Here is a 14,926-nt window from a genome sequence, read left to right on the forward strand (position 1 = left end):
TTCAGGGTATCTATTTATTATAAATTGTTTTTGACATTTTGACAAGACCATACCCTGCTAGGAGTACTAATCTTCAGCGACAAAGCCGTCATTTTCGATAAAGTGATGTTCTGTCATTCCTTGGTCTGTAAAGACAATCCCATGAAGGACACCACCATAAACAGCTCCTCCATCCATTCCAATCTTGCCATCTTCTGTAGACCAAAGCTCAGCAGTACCACGCTCTTGCTTTAACAAACCATAGACCGGTGTATGGCCAAAGACAATGATTTTTCCAGTATGATTTTCTGCTTCGTGGAATGGTTTTCTAAGCCAGACTTTTTTATAATCTGTGGTTTCACGCCAGTCATCCAAGGTCAAATCAATACCAGCATGTACAAAGATATACTTGTCTGTCTCTACTACAAATGGCATTTGACGAATAAATTCGACCAAGTCTGCTGCTTCAGTAGCAACACGCTTGGCATCTTCTACTCCATCAACCGGTGCATCCAAAGGACGACCTAGGATAGAGTTAATGGTTGTATCTCCACCATTGCGACGATAATGGTCATAACTTTCTTCTGGGTCATCTAGCCAAGTCAAAAACATATACTCGTGATTTCCTGACAAACATATTGCCCCTTGATTATCCACTAAGTCCTTAACCATTTCAAGGACACGGCGACTATCTTCACCACGGTCAATCAAATCCCCTAGAAAGAGCAACTGGGTCTGACCATCCCATGTTTTGAGAAGGTCTTCCAGCATCCCAGCTTTTCCGTGAACATCTCCAATTACATAATAGTCTGTCATCTTATTTCTCCCTGTTTCTCAACAATTCTCTGGCTTGCGTCAGGGCTGCTTCTGTCACATCATCACCTGCCAACATCTTAGCAACTTCTTCCACTCGCTCTTCAACTGTCAAGAGACGAACAGTCGAAACTGTTGAATGGTCATTGCTAATCTTCTCAATAAAGAATTGATAATCCGCAATCGCAATCACTTGTGGCAAATGGGAAATAGCCAGAACCTGACCATGCTGACCAATCTTGTGAATCTTCTGTGCAATAGCCTGAGCTACACGTCCTGAAACTCCCGTATCCACCTCATCAAAGACAATACTTGTCTTGCCCTCTTTACGAGAAAAGGCAGACTTAATGGCTAGCATGAGACGAGATAATTCCCCACCAGATGCAACCTTGACCAAGGGTTTAAAGTCTTCACCAGGGTTGGTTGAAATATAAAACTCAACCATTTCATTTCCCTCACGACTGAATTTGCCCTTGCTAAAACGAACCTGAAACTGGGCTTTTTCCATATAAAGGTCTTGCAGTTCTTGTTTAATCTCTGCTTCTAGCTGCTGAGCTAAGTCATGACGAGCAGATGCAAGCTGGCCTGCCAAATCAACAAGATTGACTTCCAATTTCTTGAGCTCGGTTTCCATGTCTTCAGATGAAAGGTTATTACCTGTCAAGAGATTATATTCTTCCGTAATCTTGGCAAAATAAAGCAAGACATCGTCTACAGTCCCACCATACTTACGGGTAATAGTATGAAGGAGGTCCAAACGATTCTCAACCTGCATGAGGCGATTGCCGTCAAAATCAAGGTCCTCTATAATAGCTTCCAAATGTTTGCTAATATCTTCTAAGACATAGTAGGTCTCAGACAGAGAGCTTGAAATTTCACGGTATTCAGGATCGTACTCTTCAACACTTTCCATGTCATTCATGGCCGAACGAACATTGGCCAGACTTGAAAAGTCTTCATTGTCCAACATACTGTAGGCATTGGTCAGCGTATCAGCAATATTTTTATGATTGAGAAGTTTATCACGCTCTTGATTGAGAGCCAGGTCTTCTCCAGCTTGCAAGTTTGCTGCCTCAATCTCTGCCATTTGAAATTCCAACATTTCAATACGAGCCTTGTGTTCCTGTTGGTTTTTCTTGACTTCCAGAACCTGCTTACGCATTTTACGGTAGGCATCAAAACTCGTTTGATAGGTTTCTTTCAATTCCCAAAAAGCTACGTCACCGAATTCATCCAACATCTGGATATGCAGTTGAGGACGCATTAACTCCTCTTGGTCATGCTGACCATGAATATCTACTAGATGTTGTCCAATAGCACGCAAAACAGATAGATTGACCATCTGGCCATTGACACGACTAATACTCCGACCATTTTGCAAGATTTCTCGACGAATGATAATCTCATCACCCATTTCCAAACCTTGCTCATCAAAAATTTCCTGTAAAAGACGACTATTCTCAACTGAGAAAAGCCCCTCTATCTCTGCCTTTGGCGCACCATGACGAATAACATCTGTCGTAGCACGAGCTCCCAACATCATATTCATGGCATCAATGATAATCGACTTCCCTGCACCCGTTTCACCAGTCAGGACAGTCATTCCCTTTTCAAAATTGAGGGAAATAGCCTCAATAATGGCAAAGTTTTTTATCGAAATTTCAAGTAACATATAGACCTACCAATTTTTTACTTGTTCAAAGATTTCCTCAGCTAGATTTTCACTTCTGGCAATAACTAAAATCGAGCTATCATCAGCCAAACAGCTAAAAATTTTGTCCGCAAATGTCTCGATTAACTGAGCTTTTACAAAGGCTGTATTTCCTGGAATAACTTGGAGATTAATCATCTTATCCATCAATTCAGCTGACTCAATATTGTCTTCAGCCAGTTGCAAACTTTTCACGATTGATTTTGGTAATTCATAGACATAGGTGTTATCTCTCAAAGGAATTTTGACAATGCCTAGCTCTTTGATATCCCGTGATACCGTTGCCTGAGTAGCAGTGATTCCTGCTTCTTTCAAATATTCTACAATTTCTTCTTGCGTGCCGATTTGATAATCTGTCACAAATCGTCTAATTTTTTCAAGTCTCTCTTTTTTATTCATTTTTAAATTGACTATGCGCCCTCTCTACTACTTCTTCAATTTCAGCAAGAACCTGATTGCCTGCTGACTCTTCTTTTTTCAAATACGCTAAAAATTCAATATTTCCATGCCCACCTTGGATGGGAGAAAAGTCCAATCCAAGGACTGAAAAGCCTTCCTCTACTGCCATAGCTGTGACAGATTCAAGGACATGTTGATGGACCTTGGCATCACGAATGATTCCATTTTTCCCAATCTGCTCTCGACCTGCCTCAAACTGAGGCTTAACCAAAGCCACGACCTGACCTTGATCGGCTAACACTCGGTGTAAGGCCGGCAAAATCAGACTGAGGGAAATGAAACTCACATCAATACTGGCAAAGCTCGGTTCCTTTTCAAAATCGGTCTTTTCTGCATAGCGGAAATTGAACTGCTCCATACTGACAACTCGTGGGTCCTGGCGTAGTTTCCAAGCCAACTGATTGGTACCAACATCAACTGCAAAGACAAGTTCAGCACCATTCTGCAACATGACATCGGTAAAACCTCCAGTAGAAGCACCGATATCAATTGTGGTCGCGCCATCCACTGACAAATCAAAGACCTGCAAAGCCTTTTCCAGTTTTAAGCCACCACGACTAACATATTTGAGTTTTTCACCCTTGAGTTTCAGCTCGGTGTCATCTGGAATTTTCTCTCCTGGCTTGTCAAACCGTTCTCCATTCAGGACTGCTACGACTAGGCCAGCCATGACACCGCGCTTGGCCTGCTCTCGCGTTTCAAACAAGCCCTGTTTATAAGCTAGTACATCCACTCTTTCCTTAGCCATTGATTCTCAAACTTTCTACTACTTTTACAATCGATTCTGTTTCAAAGGGAATCTGCTGGGCAATTTCTTCTAATTTGGCATTAGCTTGATCCAAAGTCTGGTTACAAAAGGCAATAGCCTCTTCCAAGCCCAATAAGGCTGGGTAGGTTGACTTTTCAGCCTGTAGGTCCTTTTGAGGTGTCTTGCCAATTTCTTCAAAACTAGCTGTCACATCTAGCACATCATCTCTAACTTGAAAAGCAAGTCCAATCAATTCACCAACAGTTTTCAGTTTTGCCTGCATTTCAGGAGCCAATTCGGCTATAATAGCAGCTGCTTGGAAGGGATAAGCTAATAGTTTTCCAGTCTTATTAGCATGAATGGTCTGAAGTTCTTCCAAAGACAAATGCTGATGTTCACCTTCCATGTCCAAAACCTGGCCTGCTACCATACCCAGACTACCTGAAGCAAGGGATAAGTTGGCAATCAAGTCTACCTTGATCTGACTTGGCAAATCTGCCTGCGCTATCAAGGCATAGGGGTCCAGAAATAAAGCATCTCCAGCCAAAATGGCCATAGCTTCACCGAATTTCTTATGATTAGTCAATCGTCCCCGACGGTAATCATCATCATCCATGGCAGGAAGGTCATCGTGAATTAAGCTCCCTGTATGAATCATCTCCAAGGCAGCAGCTACCTGCGCGTGAGCAGGTTTGATTGCAACCTGCAAGGCTTCCAGAACTTCTAACAAGAGAAAAGGACGGATACGCTTGCCACCAGCATGAATGGAATAGAGAACAGACTCCCTCAAACTAGAGGCAAACTGCTGGTCTCCATAAAAATCTTCCAAGGCTAACTCGACAAGAGCTAATTTTTCTTGCTTCTTCATTCAAAATCACTTTCTGTTCCGTCTTCTTGCATGACCTTGACCAAGGTCTTTTCAGCCTTGTCCAACGTCGCTTGGAGCTCTTTTGACAAGACCATGCCCTTTTGAAAGGCAGCAATCGCATCTTCCAGAGCAATTTCACCATTTTCCAAACTTTGGACAATGGTTTCCAGTTCTGCTAGATTTTCCTCAAATTTCTTTTGTTTTGACATCTTTAACCTCTAATTCTACTCGACCATCTCGCATCAAAATCGTCACTTGGTCTTTTTTCTTCAAATTTTCAACCGAATCAACTACGGACTCTTCTTTTTTGACAATTGCATAACCACGCGCCACAATTCGGCTAGTATCTAACATCAGCAAGGCTTCCGAAAGTCGCTTCACTTCAGCAACCTTGGCATCATAAACCAGCGCCATTTGGCTACGGAGGAGCTTGTCCAACTGAGCTAGTCTGTCCTGATAGCGTTGAATTTTGGTAATAGGCGATAACTGTACCAGTCGATGCGACCTTGCTTGGACTATCTGTTTGTTATCAGAAATCCGTGTACGTAAACTTTGTTTTAAACGCAGTTGCAGTTGATCCAAGCGTTGCATATAGCCATCATACAAACGCTCTGGCTGTCTAAAGATAACAGACTGACTGCATTTTTTCAAAGCTTCTTGTTTCTTAGATAGGACATTTCGGACTGCTGTTGCCATCCGTTTTTCCTGATTTTGCAAATGAGCTAATAGATCCAACTTGGTCACAGGTGTTGCCAGTTCAGCAGCTGCTGTTGGTGTGGCAGCGCGGCGATCTGCCACAAAATCTGCCAAGGTCACATCCGTCTCATGCCCCACACTAGAGATAACTGGTAAACGAGATTCAAAAATAGCTCGTACCACAATTTCCTCGTTAAAAGCCCAGAGATCCTCGATAGAACCCCCACCACGACCAATAATCAGCAAGTCCAAATCGTCCCGTTGATTAGCACGAGCAATATTCCGAGCAATTTCTTCTGCTGCCCCTTCACCTTGCACCTTAGTTGGATAAAGCAGGATATCGACACCTGGGAATCGCCTGCTGACGGTCGTGATAATATCTCGAATCACGGCTCCACTGCGACTGGTTACTACACCAATTCTCTTAGAAAATTGGGGCAGAGCTTGCTTGAAGCGTTCTTGAAACAGGCCTTCTTCTGTCAATTTTTTCTTGAGTTGTTCAAACTGAATCGCAAGCGCCCCAACCCCATCAGGCTCAGCCTTTTCAATGATGATGGAGTAGCTACCACTCGGTTCATAGACCTGTACACGCCCAATCACATTGATCTTCATCCCTTCTTCCAGGTCGAAACCTAATTTCTGATAAATCCCAGACCAAATAGTCGCTTGAATGACTGCATGGTCGTCTTTTAGGGAGAAATATTGGTGAGTAGGTCGTTTACGAAAGTTGGAAACTTGACCAGTTAAATAGACCCGTTCCAAGTATGGGTCTTTATCGAATTTCATTTTCAGATACTTGGTCAAAGTTGTTACAGATAAATACTTTTCCATCTCCACCTACTATTCATTTTCTTGCTTTTCCATGGGTATTATTATACCAAAAATATGCCTAAAAATCTCCATTTATGTACCATTATGAGAGAAAAATAGAAAAAGGAGGCAAGGCCTCCACATCTGTTTATTTACTATTTCTAGCTTCTTCCAAAATCTTTGCAATCTTGGTCGTCAAAAGGTCAATAGCCACTGTATTGCTGACTCCCTCAGGAATGACGATATCAGCATAACGCTTGGTTGGTTCGATAAACTGATGGTACATAGGTTTAACCACACCTAAATACTGGTCAATAACGCTATCAAGACTACGGCCACGTTCTTCCATATCGCGCTTGATACGACGAATAATGCGCACATCGTCATCCGTATCCACAAAAATCTTGATATCCATCAAATCGCGCAGGCGCTTGTCCTCCAAGACCAAAATCCCCTCAACGATAAAGACATCTTGAGGCTCCTGACGATAGGTCTTGCTACTTCGTGTATGCTCTGTATAGTCATAAGTCGGAATATCCACTGGACGCCCTGCCAACAATTCCTTAATCTGCTCGATCATCAAGTCTGTATCAAAGGCAAAAGGATGGTCGTAGTTGGTTTTGACACGCTCTTCAAAGGTTAAATGAGACTGATCCTTGTAGTATGAATCATGCTCAATCATGGAAATCTTTTCATCAGGAAAATGCGATAAAATGGCTCTTGAAACACTGGTCTTACCACCACCAGAACCACCTGTCACTCCGATAATGATTGGTCTATTTTGCATGCTATCCTCCGTTTTTTTATCCGTCGTCTATTCTATCACATTTTTTACAAAATTTATAGTCTGGTTTGGATAGTCTAGGGAAAACAATTCCATCCCCACACTCCAGTTAAACTAGATAAAAACCTTCCTTGGTTTATATAGATTATCTCGTTTCTCTAGAATTGCTAGCAATTTATCATCTTCAAAGGCAGCTAATTCTTGTTCTGTTTGTTCGAGTTCGATAAAACGACCAAAGCGCACTTCTGCAGCCTCTTCTTGAGTTAAGAAAACTTTGACAAGGTCTCCTGTCCCAATCTCTAGAGGATGGAGAAAATTCAGTTGGCCAGTTTCCACTTTCTCAGTGATTTCTTCCAAGGTAAGAGCATCTTCTAGTTGCAAACCAGCTGCACTAGTACGAGTTAACTGAGACATATGGGCAGCATAGCCAAGTTTTTCTCCCAAGTCAACCGATAAGGTACGAATATAGGTTCCCTTACTGCATTTCACACGAAAAGTAAAACGTGCAAGTTCTCCCTCATAAGAAATCGGACTTGTCCGCTCAAATTGATAAATGGTCACCTGACGTTCTGGACGCTCTACTTCCTGACCAGCACGCGCATACTCATAAAGCTTACGACCATTGACCTTGACAGCCGAATACATAGGTGGAATCTGAGTAATAGGCCCAGTCATATTGGCTATCGCTTCATCGACAAGATTTTCATCCAAGGGCGACAAAACAGGAGTCTCTGCGACAACTTCACCACTGGCATCCTCAGTCGTTGTTGAATAACCAAGAGTGATTTCACCCTCATAGACCTTGCCCTCATCCTGCATAAACTCAACCATGCGTGTCGCCTTGCCAACCGCAATCGGCAAAACACCCACCACATCCGGATCTAAGGTCCCACCATGACCAATCTTCTTGGTGCCCAAAATCTTACGCAGTTTAAAAACCGCATCATGCGAGGTCATCCCCGCTTCTTTTTTTAAGTTGATAATACCGTTCATCTCTTGTTTTCTCACTCCCCCTTCAGCGCTTCAAACTTTGCTTTCATGGTTGGATTCTTCCGAGTCAATTTTTTGACGGAAACGTCTTCCAATTTATTATTAGCGAGACGGAGTTGGTTTTCAGATGTGGTTAGGAATTTCTTAACCTCTTCCATGCGTTTGATAGCCTTATCAATTTCATCGATTGCTTTACCAAAGTTGGTCGAAGCTGAGTTGTAGTTCTTGGCAAAGGCTTGTTTAAACGCATCCAAATCTTCTTCAAAATGCGTAATGTCAATATTTTGTTCGCGAACCAAGGCCAGCTCTTGCTTGTATTTTAGGGAATTAAGCGCCGCATTTCTCAGGAGTCCAATCAACTGGATAAAGAATTGAGGACGAACAACATACATCTTTTCATACTCGTGGCTGACGTCAACAATCCCCGTGTTAAAGTAGTCGTTATCAGCCTCAAGCATGGTTACCAAAACCGCATACTCACAGTTCTTCTCCCGACGGTCCTTATCTAATTCCTTGTAAAAATCCGCGTTCTTGTGTTTCTTCTCTGTTCCATCCGCTTCGTTTTTCATCTCAAACATGATGGAAATGATTTCCACTCCATTTCCATCACTCTCACGGAAGATAAAGTCGCCTTTGGAACCACGCGCCGAGACCTTGTTATCCTTCTCAAAGTAGGCATTTGGAAAGGCAAAACTACGGACCTTGTTAAACTCACTCTCTGCATAGTGTTCTAGACTTTCCCCGATAGCTTTTGTAGATTGTTGGGCTTTGAAATTCTTATAAAATTCGACTTGTTCACTAGCTGCTTTGAGCTGGGCTTCATAGTTTTGCTTAACAGAAGCAAGAGAAAGTTCATTTTCTTTTTCTTGTAAAAGAAGCTGGTTTTTAACCTGATCACGTTCTTTTTCTAGGTCAGAAAGGGTCTTCTGCAGTTGATTTTCATGCTCCAAACGCAAGGTCGCCAATTGGTTTTCCAAGGCCTGCACTTCCTTGTCCTTGGCCAAGAGAGCCTGATGGCTTGTTTGTTCAACTTCTTTCTTGGCCAATTCTTTTTCTGTATCAAAGTTTTGGATTTGACTCTGCAATTGAGCAATTTCTTGGTCTTTTTGAGCCAGTTTAGACTGTTGTTCATTCATGGCTTTTTGCTCAGCCAAGGCCAGTTCCTGCTTCATCCGATCGTGCAATTCCTTATCAAACTCAGCCGTTCTCACTTGGGACAAGAGTTCGGCATACTGACTTTCATTTACTGTAAAGACTTCCCCACAGTTGGGACATTTGATTTCGTTCATATCGTTCCTCTTTCTAGACTTCTGTAACCATTATATCATGCCTAAGGGAAAATCAAAAACAGTGAGTCGAAACCCACTGTTTAACTTCTTTTTATTTAAATTTTTTCCAAGGCCAAGCGCAAGTCTTCAATCAAATCATCTACATTTTCAAGTCCAATAGACAAGCGGATTTGGTTTGGTGTGACTCCTGCTGCTTCTAGGTCTTTTTCTGACAATTGACCATGAGTTGTTGTAGCTGGATGGACAACAAGAGATTTAGCATCTGCTACGTTTGCAAGGTCAGAAAAGATTTCTAAATGATCAATTACCTTGCGAGCTTCTGCCTCCCCACCTTTGACATGGAAGGTAAAGATTGAGCCCGCACCTTTTGGCAAGTATTTCTCAGCCAAGGCATGGTAGGGACTATCTGCCAATTTTGGATAGTTAACTTTTTCTACCTTAGGATGTTTGACAAGGAAATCAACAATTTTCTCTGCATTTTGCACATGGCGTTCCACACGAAGTGAAAGGGTTTCAAGTCCTTGAAGCAAGAGGAAGGCATTAAATGGCGACAAGGCTGCACCTGTATCACGAAGCAATTGAACACGGACAGCAATAATAAAGGCTGCTGCACCCACATCGCGAGTATAGCTCAAATTGTGGTAGCTTGGGTCTTCCTCAACAAATTGAGGGAATTTTCCTGAAGCCGCCCAGTCAAAACGACCGCTATCGACAATCACTCCACCAATAGTCGTACCATGTCCACCGATAAACTTAGTCGCAGAGTGAATGGCAATATCTACACCGTGAGAAAAAACGTTAATCAAATAAGGTGTTGCAAAGGTATTATCTGAAACGAGTGGAATCTGGTGTTTATGAGCAATCTCAGCCAATTTTTCCAAGTCAGGAATGTTGATCAAGGGATTCCCCAAGGTTTCAATCAAGACAAGCTTGGTATTGTCTTTGATAGCTGCTTCCACTTCCTCCAAATTATCCACATCGACAAAGGTTGTTGTGATACCATAACGAGGAAGGGTTTCTTTCAAAAGATTGAAGGTTCCACCGTAAATAGTTGATGCTGCTACAACATGGTCACCAGCATGGGCAAGCGCCAAAATCGTATAAGTCACTGCGGCCATACCTGATGCTGTTGCAAGAGCTCCAACACCACCTTCAAGGGCGGCAATTCTTTCTTCAAAGGCAGCTGTTGTAGGATTGGTGATACGAGTATAAATGTTCCCTGGTTTCCTCAAGGCAAACAGATCAGCACCTTCCTGCGTGTCATCAAAAACAAAGGATGTTGTTTGATAAATCGGCACTGCACGAGACTTAGTTGCTGGATCCACAACTTGACCAGCATGTAGTTGTAGAGTTTCAAATTTAAAATCACGAGTCATAAGGTGACCTCCATATAGTTTCATTAAAGATATTGTAGCACCTTAAGGTATCGTTTACAAATATCAGTTTTCTATATTTTGATATAAGAAGCGGCTATTACTTCTTACAAAATCGAAAAAAGCACGAAGCAATCGTGCTCATTTTCTTAATCTACATAAGTGTCTTCGTTTTTATTGAGGAAGGCATATGGAAGACCCATCAAGAGGCCTCCTCCGATAAAGTTTCCGATGAAGGTTACACCCCAGTGGCGAAGCATATTTCCAACACCGAAGTTAGCAATTGAATCCGCAGCAACACTGAATTTCACAATCGCGAAAGAAGCAAAGTTCGCCGCAATGTGCTCGTTTGTTAAGAATACAAACATGTAAATCGCTGACAACACAAGCCAAAGTTTGGCACCACCATCTTTGACCAAAACAAATGAAAGAATCGCAATATTTACGAAAATATTTGCCAAAATCGCCTCAAGCAAGATTAATTCATTTGAACGGCCTAACTTCATCTCAACAACCCCTGAGATGAAACTATCATGAGTCAGATTTGCATAGGCTGCCGAATGAGCAAAGCCCCAACCTGCTATCAAAGCCCCGATAAGGTTAAACAAGGTACAGTAAAGTAAAATCTCAGCTGTTTTTCTCCAAGAGATTTTTTTCAAGAAACTACCAGCAGTCAAGAACATCATGTTTGATGTTACCAACTCGGCATTCAAGAAAACAATGTAGGCCAATCCCCAAGCAAAGACAAATGGGAAGAGGAATCGTCCACTACCTGGTGCAATTTTATTAATCAAATCAGCCCCAACTGCACCAGCAGCTGTACTGAAGGTTAAAAATGCACCTGCAAACATAGAACGAATCGCATACTTAAATTTGCTTTGGCTATAAAGACTTTCTTTCTTCTTGCAAGCAAATTCAATCTTTGAGATAAATTCTGAAGAAACCATAATAAACTCCTAAAAATTTTTTACCTGATAATTATATCACAAACGTTAAAATTAAGGAAGCGTTTTCTGTATTTCATAAAAGTTTATTCTTATGAAAAGCTTAAAAAATCAGTGAAATCCAGGATTTCACTGATTTGTATTAATAAAATTGTCTATATGGTTGATTGAAAGCTGTTAGGATTTCATCAGATGTTTGTGAATATTCTTTTGTTTCTTTCAAATCGCCTTTTACAATAATACGTTCTGTAGCAGCAAGGTCTTCACAGGTTACTAATGTAATCTCATTTACCCCATCTCTATCATCAACTTCATCAACACGATCCGGTGTAACACGTTTGACTTCACGTATTTCATAAGTATAAACTTTATCCTTATCGGTTAGATAAATCTTCATACCATTTTTAGCGTTATCTAAAGGAGAAAATAACATTTTATTAGCATTATTGACACCAAAAATATGATGACTAGCTAGACTATAATTTCCTTTCCCCATCACTTGATCGCGTTTCATGGTACCAGCACCATAGAAGAGATTGACATTATCAAGACCTTTAAAAATTGGCAGATTCATTTCTAATTCAGGAACTGCAATTCCGCCGATAACTGGTAATTTTTGAGCATCCCATTGAGAAGCTAGAACCGCTTCAGAAGAGATCGCATTGACAGAATCAAAATCAAAATTTCCTTCTGTATCCTGATTTTCTTCTATTTTTTCTTTTGATACCTGACTAACTTGGTACTTATTGGTATTCCAAACTATGAAAATATCACGAATTTTAGCATTAAAAATCAAAGCAATTGATAGTAGTATAAGAAATCCTGCCAGGATATTGGTCAGTAGATTTTTTCGTTTGTTTTTCTTCTTATTATTTTTTTGAGACATTATGCTTCACCTTCTGTTTCGTTTTCTGTCCCAACTTCTTCTTTTTCTGCCGCTGCAACCGTAGTAAAGGTTACAATTTTAGCATCTTGATCCAGACGCATTACTTTAACTCCCATAGTTGAGCGTCCTGTTTGTGAAATATTGGCAACATTGGTTCGAATCATAACACCAGTATCAGTGATAATCATCAAGTCTTCATCACCTTTCACAGTCAAGAGACCTGATAGAGGACCATTTTTCTCAGCCACATTAGCCGTCTTCATTCCTTTACCACCACGACCTTTTGTTGGATATTCAGTCGCGACTGTACGCTTACCATATCCTTTTTCAGTAATGATAAGAACCTCATCTTGATCAGTAATTACGCTAGCACCAACTACTGTGTCTCCCTCACGGAGATTAACACCTTTCACACCTGTGGCGATACGACTCATGCCGCGAACGGCTGATTGATTAAAGCGAACTGCATAACCAAACTTGGTACCAATGATAATATCCGTATCTTCTTCTGTCAATAAGACATTAATTAGCTCATCTTCATCTTTAAGATTCAGTGCTTTAAGTCCATTTTGACGAATGTTAGCAAATTCCTTGACGCTGGTTCTCTTCACAATACCATGACGGGTTGTGAAGAAGAGGTAAGCATCATCACTGCGTTCAGACTCAACATTGATAATCGTCTGAATACTTTCACCTTCATCCAATTTTAAGAGATTAACTACTGGTAGTCCTTTGGCCGTCCGACCATACTCAGGAATTTCATAACCTTTAAGACGATAGACACGTCCTTTATTTGTGAAGAAGAGCAGGTGATCATGGGTGCTAGTCGACACTAACTCACGGACAAAATCGTCATCCTTAACACCTGTCCCTTGAACACCGCGGCCACCACGTTTTTGAGCAGTAAACTCAGCTTGGTCCAGACGTTTAATGTATCCCTTGTTAGAAAGCGTAATCAAGACATCCGATTCTTCAATCAAATCCTCATCTTCAAGACTCAAGACTTCACCGACCATCAACTCTGTACGACGTTGGTCGCCAAACTTACGCTTAACTTCATCCAATTCTTCTTTGATGATTTGAGAAACACGTTCTGGTTTAGCAAGAATATCTGCTAAATCCGCAATCAGAGCCAAGAGGTCATCATATTCAGACTGAATCTTATCACGTTCCAAACCTGTCAAACGACGAAGGCGCATGTCTAGTATAGCCTGACTTTGACGTTCAGAAAGCTTAAACTTACTCATCAACTCGGCTTGTGCTTCTGCGTCTGTTTCACTAGCACGGATGATACGAATCACTTCGTCGATATGGTCTAGCGCAATCAAGAGACCTTCTAAGATATGAGCACGTGCTTCTGCTTTTTCCTTATCAAAACGAGTACGACGAACAACCACTTCTTTTTGGTGCTCAATATAAGCATCCAAAATCTGACGAAGGGACAAAATCTTCGGTACCCCATTTTGGATAGCAAGCATATTGAAACCAAAGTTGGTTTGCATCTGGGTCATCTTGAAGAGGTTATTAAGTATAACATTGGCTGAGGCATCGCGCTTGACCTCGATCACGAAACGAACCCCTTCGCGGTTTGACTCATCACGAACCGCTGTGATGCCCTCAATCCGTTTTTCCTGAACCAAACGAACAATATGCTCATGCACCTTGGTTTTATTGACCATGTAAGGAAATTCCGTTACAACGATGCGCTCACGGCCAGTCTTAGTTTCTTCAATTTCGGTACGTGAACGGAGGACAATCGATCCTTTACCTGTTTCATAAGCCTTATGAATACCTGATTTCCCCATGACAAGGGCACCAGTTGGAAAATCTGGACCAGGCAAGACTTCCATCAAGTCCTTGGTAGTCACTTCAGGATTGTCCATGACGAGCTTGACTGCATCAATGGTCTCACCTAGATTGTGAGGAGGAATGTTGGTAGCCATCCCAACGGCAATACCAGTTGCTCCATTGACCAAAAGGTTTGGAAAACGTGCAGGCAAGACCAAGGGTTCACGTTCATTGGCATCATAGTTATCGACGAAATCAACTGTATTCTTATTGATATCTCGAAGCATTTCTAGAGCAATCTTGCTCATACGTGCCTCAGTATAACGCTGAGCGGCAGCACCATCACCATCCATGGAACCAAAGTTCCCATGTCCATCTACAAGCATGTAACGGTAGCTCCACCATTGAGCCATACGGACCATGGCTTCATAAATAGAGGAATCCCCGTGTGGGTGATATTTACCCATGACATCCCCTGTAATACGAGCAGATTTTTTATGGGGTTTGTCTGGAGTAACACCCAATTCATTCATTCCATAGAGAATCCGACGGTGAACAGGTTTCAAGCCATCTCGAACATCAGGAAGAGCCCGCGCTACGATAACACTCATGGCGTAATCGATAAAGCTCGTCTTCATCTCCTTTGTCAGATTGACATTCACTAAATTTCTATCCTGCATTAATAAATGCCTCATTTCACTATTAGTAATTAATAATATTATACCATAATGTCCGCCATATTTCAGGTATCCAAATTAGCTAAAACGTTTACATCAAGAACTCCAAGG

At 41.6% G+C, this 14,926-nt stretch carries 14 protein-coding genes; all 14 read right to left on the reverse strand.

The features are described from left to right. Positions 1 to 66 precede the first annotated feature (66 nt). A complete protein-coding gene (locus N8L90_RS07395; RefSeq protein ID WP_261024857.1) occupies positions 67 to 795 on the reverse strand; it encodes a metallophosphoesterase family protein in 729 nt (242 codons plus the stop codon). 1 nt (position 796) lies between these two features. Next, a complete protein-coding gene (recN, locus tag N8L90_RS07400; protein ID WP_261024859.1) occupies positions 797 to 2,464 on the reverse strand; it encodes a DNA repair protein RecN in 1,668 nt (555 codons plus the stop codon). Positions 2,465 to 2,470: 6 nt separating this feature from the next. After that, positions 2,471 to 2,902, reverse strand: coding sequence for an arginine repressor (locus N8L90_RS07405; protein WP_261024860.1), 432 nt, complete (start codon positions 2,900 to 2,902; stop codon positions 2,471 to 2,473). Further along, positions 2,895 to 3,710: a TlyA family RNA methyltransferase gene (locus tag N8L90_RS07410; RefSeq protein WP_261024861.1), complete on the reverse strand. Its 816-nt coding sequence runs from the start codon at positions 3,708 to 3,710 to the stop codon at positions 2,895 to 2,897. Before N8L90_RS07410 ends, N8L90_RS07405 begins: the two co-directional genes overlap by 8 nt. Then, positions 3,703 to 4,578, reverse strand: a complete 876-nt coding sequence (locus N8L90_RS07415; RefSeq protein WP_261024862.1) for a polyprenyl synthetase family protein — start codon at positions 4,576 to 4,578, stop codon at positions 3,703 to 3,705. The genes N8L90_RS07410 and N8L90_RS07415 overlap by 8 nt, the downstream gene beginning before the upstream one ends. After that, on the reverse strand, positions 4,575 to 4,787 hold the full coding sequence (locus N8L90_RS07420) for an exodeoxyribonuclease VII small subunit (RefSeq protein WP_000043226.1): 213 nt from the start codon (positions 4,785 to 4,787) through the stop codon (positions 4,575 to 4,577). Before N8L90_RS07420 ends, N8L90_RS07415 begins: the two co-directional genes overlap by 4 nt. Beyond that, positions 4,765 to 6,105, reverse strand: a complete 1,341-nt coding sequence (gene xseA, locus N8L90_RS07425) for an exodeoxyribonuclease VII large subunit (RefSeq protein ID WP_261024863.1) — start codon at positions 6,103 to 6,105, stop codon at positions 4,765 to 4,767. Before xseA ends, N8L90_RS07420 begins: the two co-directional genes overlap by 23 nt. 127 nt (positions 6,106 to 6,232) lie before the next feature. After that, positions 6,233 to 6,871 (reverse strand): uridine kinase, encoded by a 639-nt coding sequence (gene udk / locus N8L90_RS07430; RefSeq protein ID WP_001181376.1) that lies wholly within the window; start codon positions 6,869 to 6,871, stop codon positions 6,233 to 6,235. A 111-nt stretch (positions 6,872 to 6,982) separates the two neighbouring features. Further along, positions 6,983 to 7,861, reverse strand: coding sequence for a tRNA pseudouridine(55) synthase TruB (truB, locus tag N8L90_RS07435; protein WP_261024881.1), 879 nt, complete (start codon positions 7,859 to 7,861; stop codon positions 6,983 to 6,985). An 11-nt stretch (positions 7,862 to 7,872) separates the two neighbouring features. After that, positions 7,873 to 9,147 (reverse strand): DUF2130 domain-containing protein, encoded by a 1,275-nt coding sequence (locus N8L90_RS07440; RefSeq protein ID WP_261024864.1) that lies wholly within the window; start codon positions 9,145 to 9,147, stop codon positions 7,873 to 7,875. Between the two features lie 95 nt (positions 9,148 to 9,242). Further along, positions 9,243 to 10,523, reverse strand: coding sequence for an O-acetylhomoserine aminocarboxypropyltransferase/cysteine synthase family protein (locus tag N8L90_RS07445; RefSeq protein ID WP_261024885.1), 1,281 nt, complete (start codon positions 10,521 to 10,523; stop codon positions 9,243 to 9,245). Positions 10,524 to 10,669: 146 nt separating this feature from the next. After that, a complete protein-coding gene (locus N8L90_RS07450) occupies positions 10,670 to 11,467 on the reverse strand; it encodes a formate/nitrite transporter family protein (RefSeq protein ID WP_000254781.1) in 798 nt (265 codons plus the stop codon). A gap of 139 nt (positions 11,468 to 11,606) precedes the next feature. Continuing rightward, entirely contained in the window at positions 11,607 to 12,350 is a 744-nt protein-coding gene (srtA, locus tag N8L90_RS07455; protein WP_173254439.1) for a sortase SrtA, read from the reverse strand. Further along, a complete protein-coding gene (gene gyrA / locus N8L90_RS07460; RefSeq protein ID WP_077805045.1) occupies positions 12,350 to 14,818 on the reverse strand; it encodes a DNA gyrase subunit A in 2,469 nt (822 codons plus the stop codon). The genes srtA and gyrA overlap by 1 nt, the downstream gene beginning before the upstream one ends. Positions 14,819 to 14,926 lie beyond the last annotated feature (108 nt).

The sequence above is a fragment of the Streptococcus mitis genome (genome assembly GCF_946190115.1).
Lineage (GTDB): Bacteria > Bacillota > Bacilli > Lactobacillales > Streptococcaceae > Streptococcus > Streptococcus mitis_CO.

Bases quoted from the DNA above. Each gene is read 5' to 3' on its own strand.
- N8L90_RS07395 (WP_261024857.1), bottom strand. From the start codon at position 795: ATGACAGACTATTATGTAATTGGAGATGTTCACGGAAAAGCTGGGATG.
- recN (WP_261024859.1), bottom strand. From the start codon at position 2,464: ATGTTACTTGAAATTTCGATAAAAAACTTTGCCATTATTGAGGCTATT.
- N8L90_RS07405 (WP_261024860.1), bottom strand. From the start codon at position 2,902: ATGAATAAAAAAGAGAGACTTGAAAAAATTAGACGATTTGTGACAGAT.
- N8L90_RS07410 (WP_261024861.1), bottom strand. From the start codon at position 3,710: ATGGCTAAGGAAAGAGTGGATGTACTAGCTTATAAACAGGGCTTGTTT.
- N8L90_RS07415 (WP_261024862.1), bottom strand. From the start codon at position 4,578: ATGAAGAAGCAAGAAAAATTAGCTCTTGTCGAGTTAGCCTTGGAAGAT.
- N8L90_RS07420 (WP_000043226.1), bottom strand. From the start codon at position 4,787: ATGTCAAAACAAAAGAAATTTGAGGAAAATCTAGCAGAACTGGAAACC.
- xseA (WP_261024863.1), bottom strand. From the start codon at position 6,105: ATGGAAAAGTATTTATCTGTAACAACTTTGACCAAGTATCTGAAAATG.
- udk (WP_001181376.1), bottom strand. From the start codon at position 6,871: ATGCAAAATAGACCAATCATTATCGGAGTGACAGGTGGTTCTGGTGGT.
- truB (WP_261024881.1), bottom strand. From the start codon at position 7,861: ATGAACGGTATTATCAACTTAAAAAAAGAAGCGGGGATGACCTCGCAT.
- N8L90_RS07440 (WP_261024864.1), bottom strand. From the start codon at position 9,147: ATGAACGAAATCAAATGTCCCAACTGTGGGGAAGTCTTTACAGTAAAT.
- N8L90_RS07445 (WP_261024885.1), bottom strand. From the start codon at position 10,523: ATGACTCGTGATTTTAAATTTGAAACTCTACAACTACATGCTGGTCAA.
- N8L90_RS07450 (WP_000254781.1), bottom strand. From the start codon at position 11,467: ATGGTTTCTTCAGAATTTATCTCAAAGATTGAATTTGCTTGCAAGAAG.
- srtA (WP_173254439.1), bottom strand. From the start codon at position 12,350: ATGTCTCAAAAAAATAATAAGAAGAAAAACAAACGAAAAAATCTACTG.
- gyrA (WP_077805045.1), bottom strand. From the start codon at position 14,818: ATGCAGGATAGAAATTTAGTGAATGTCAATCTGACAAAGGAGATGAAG.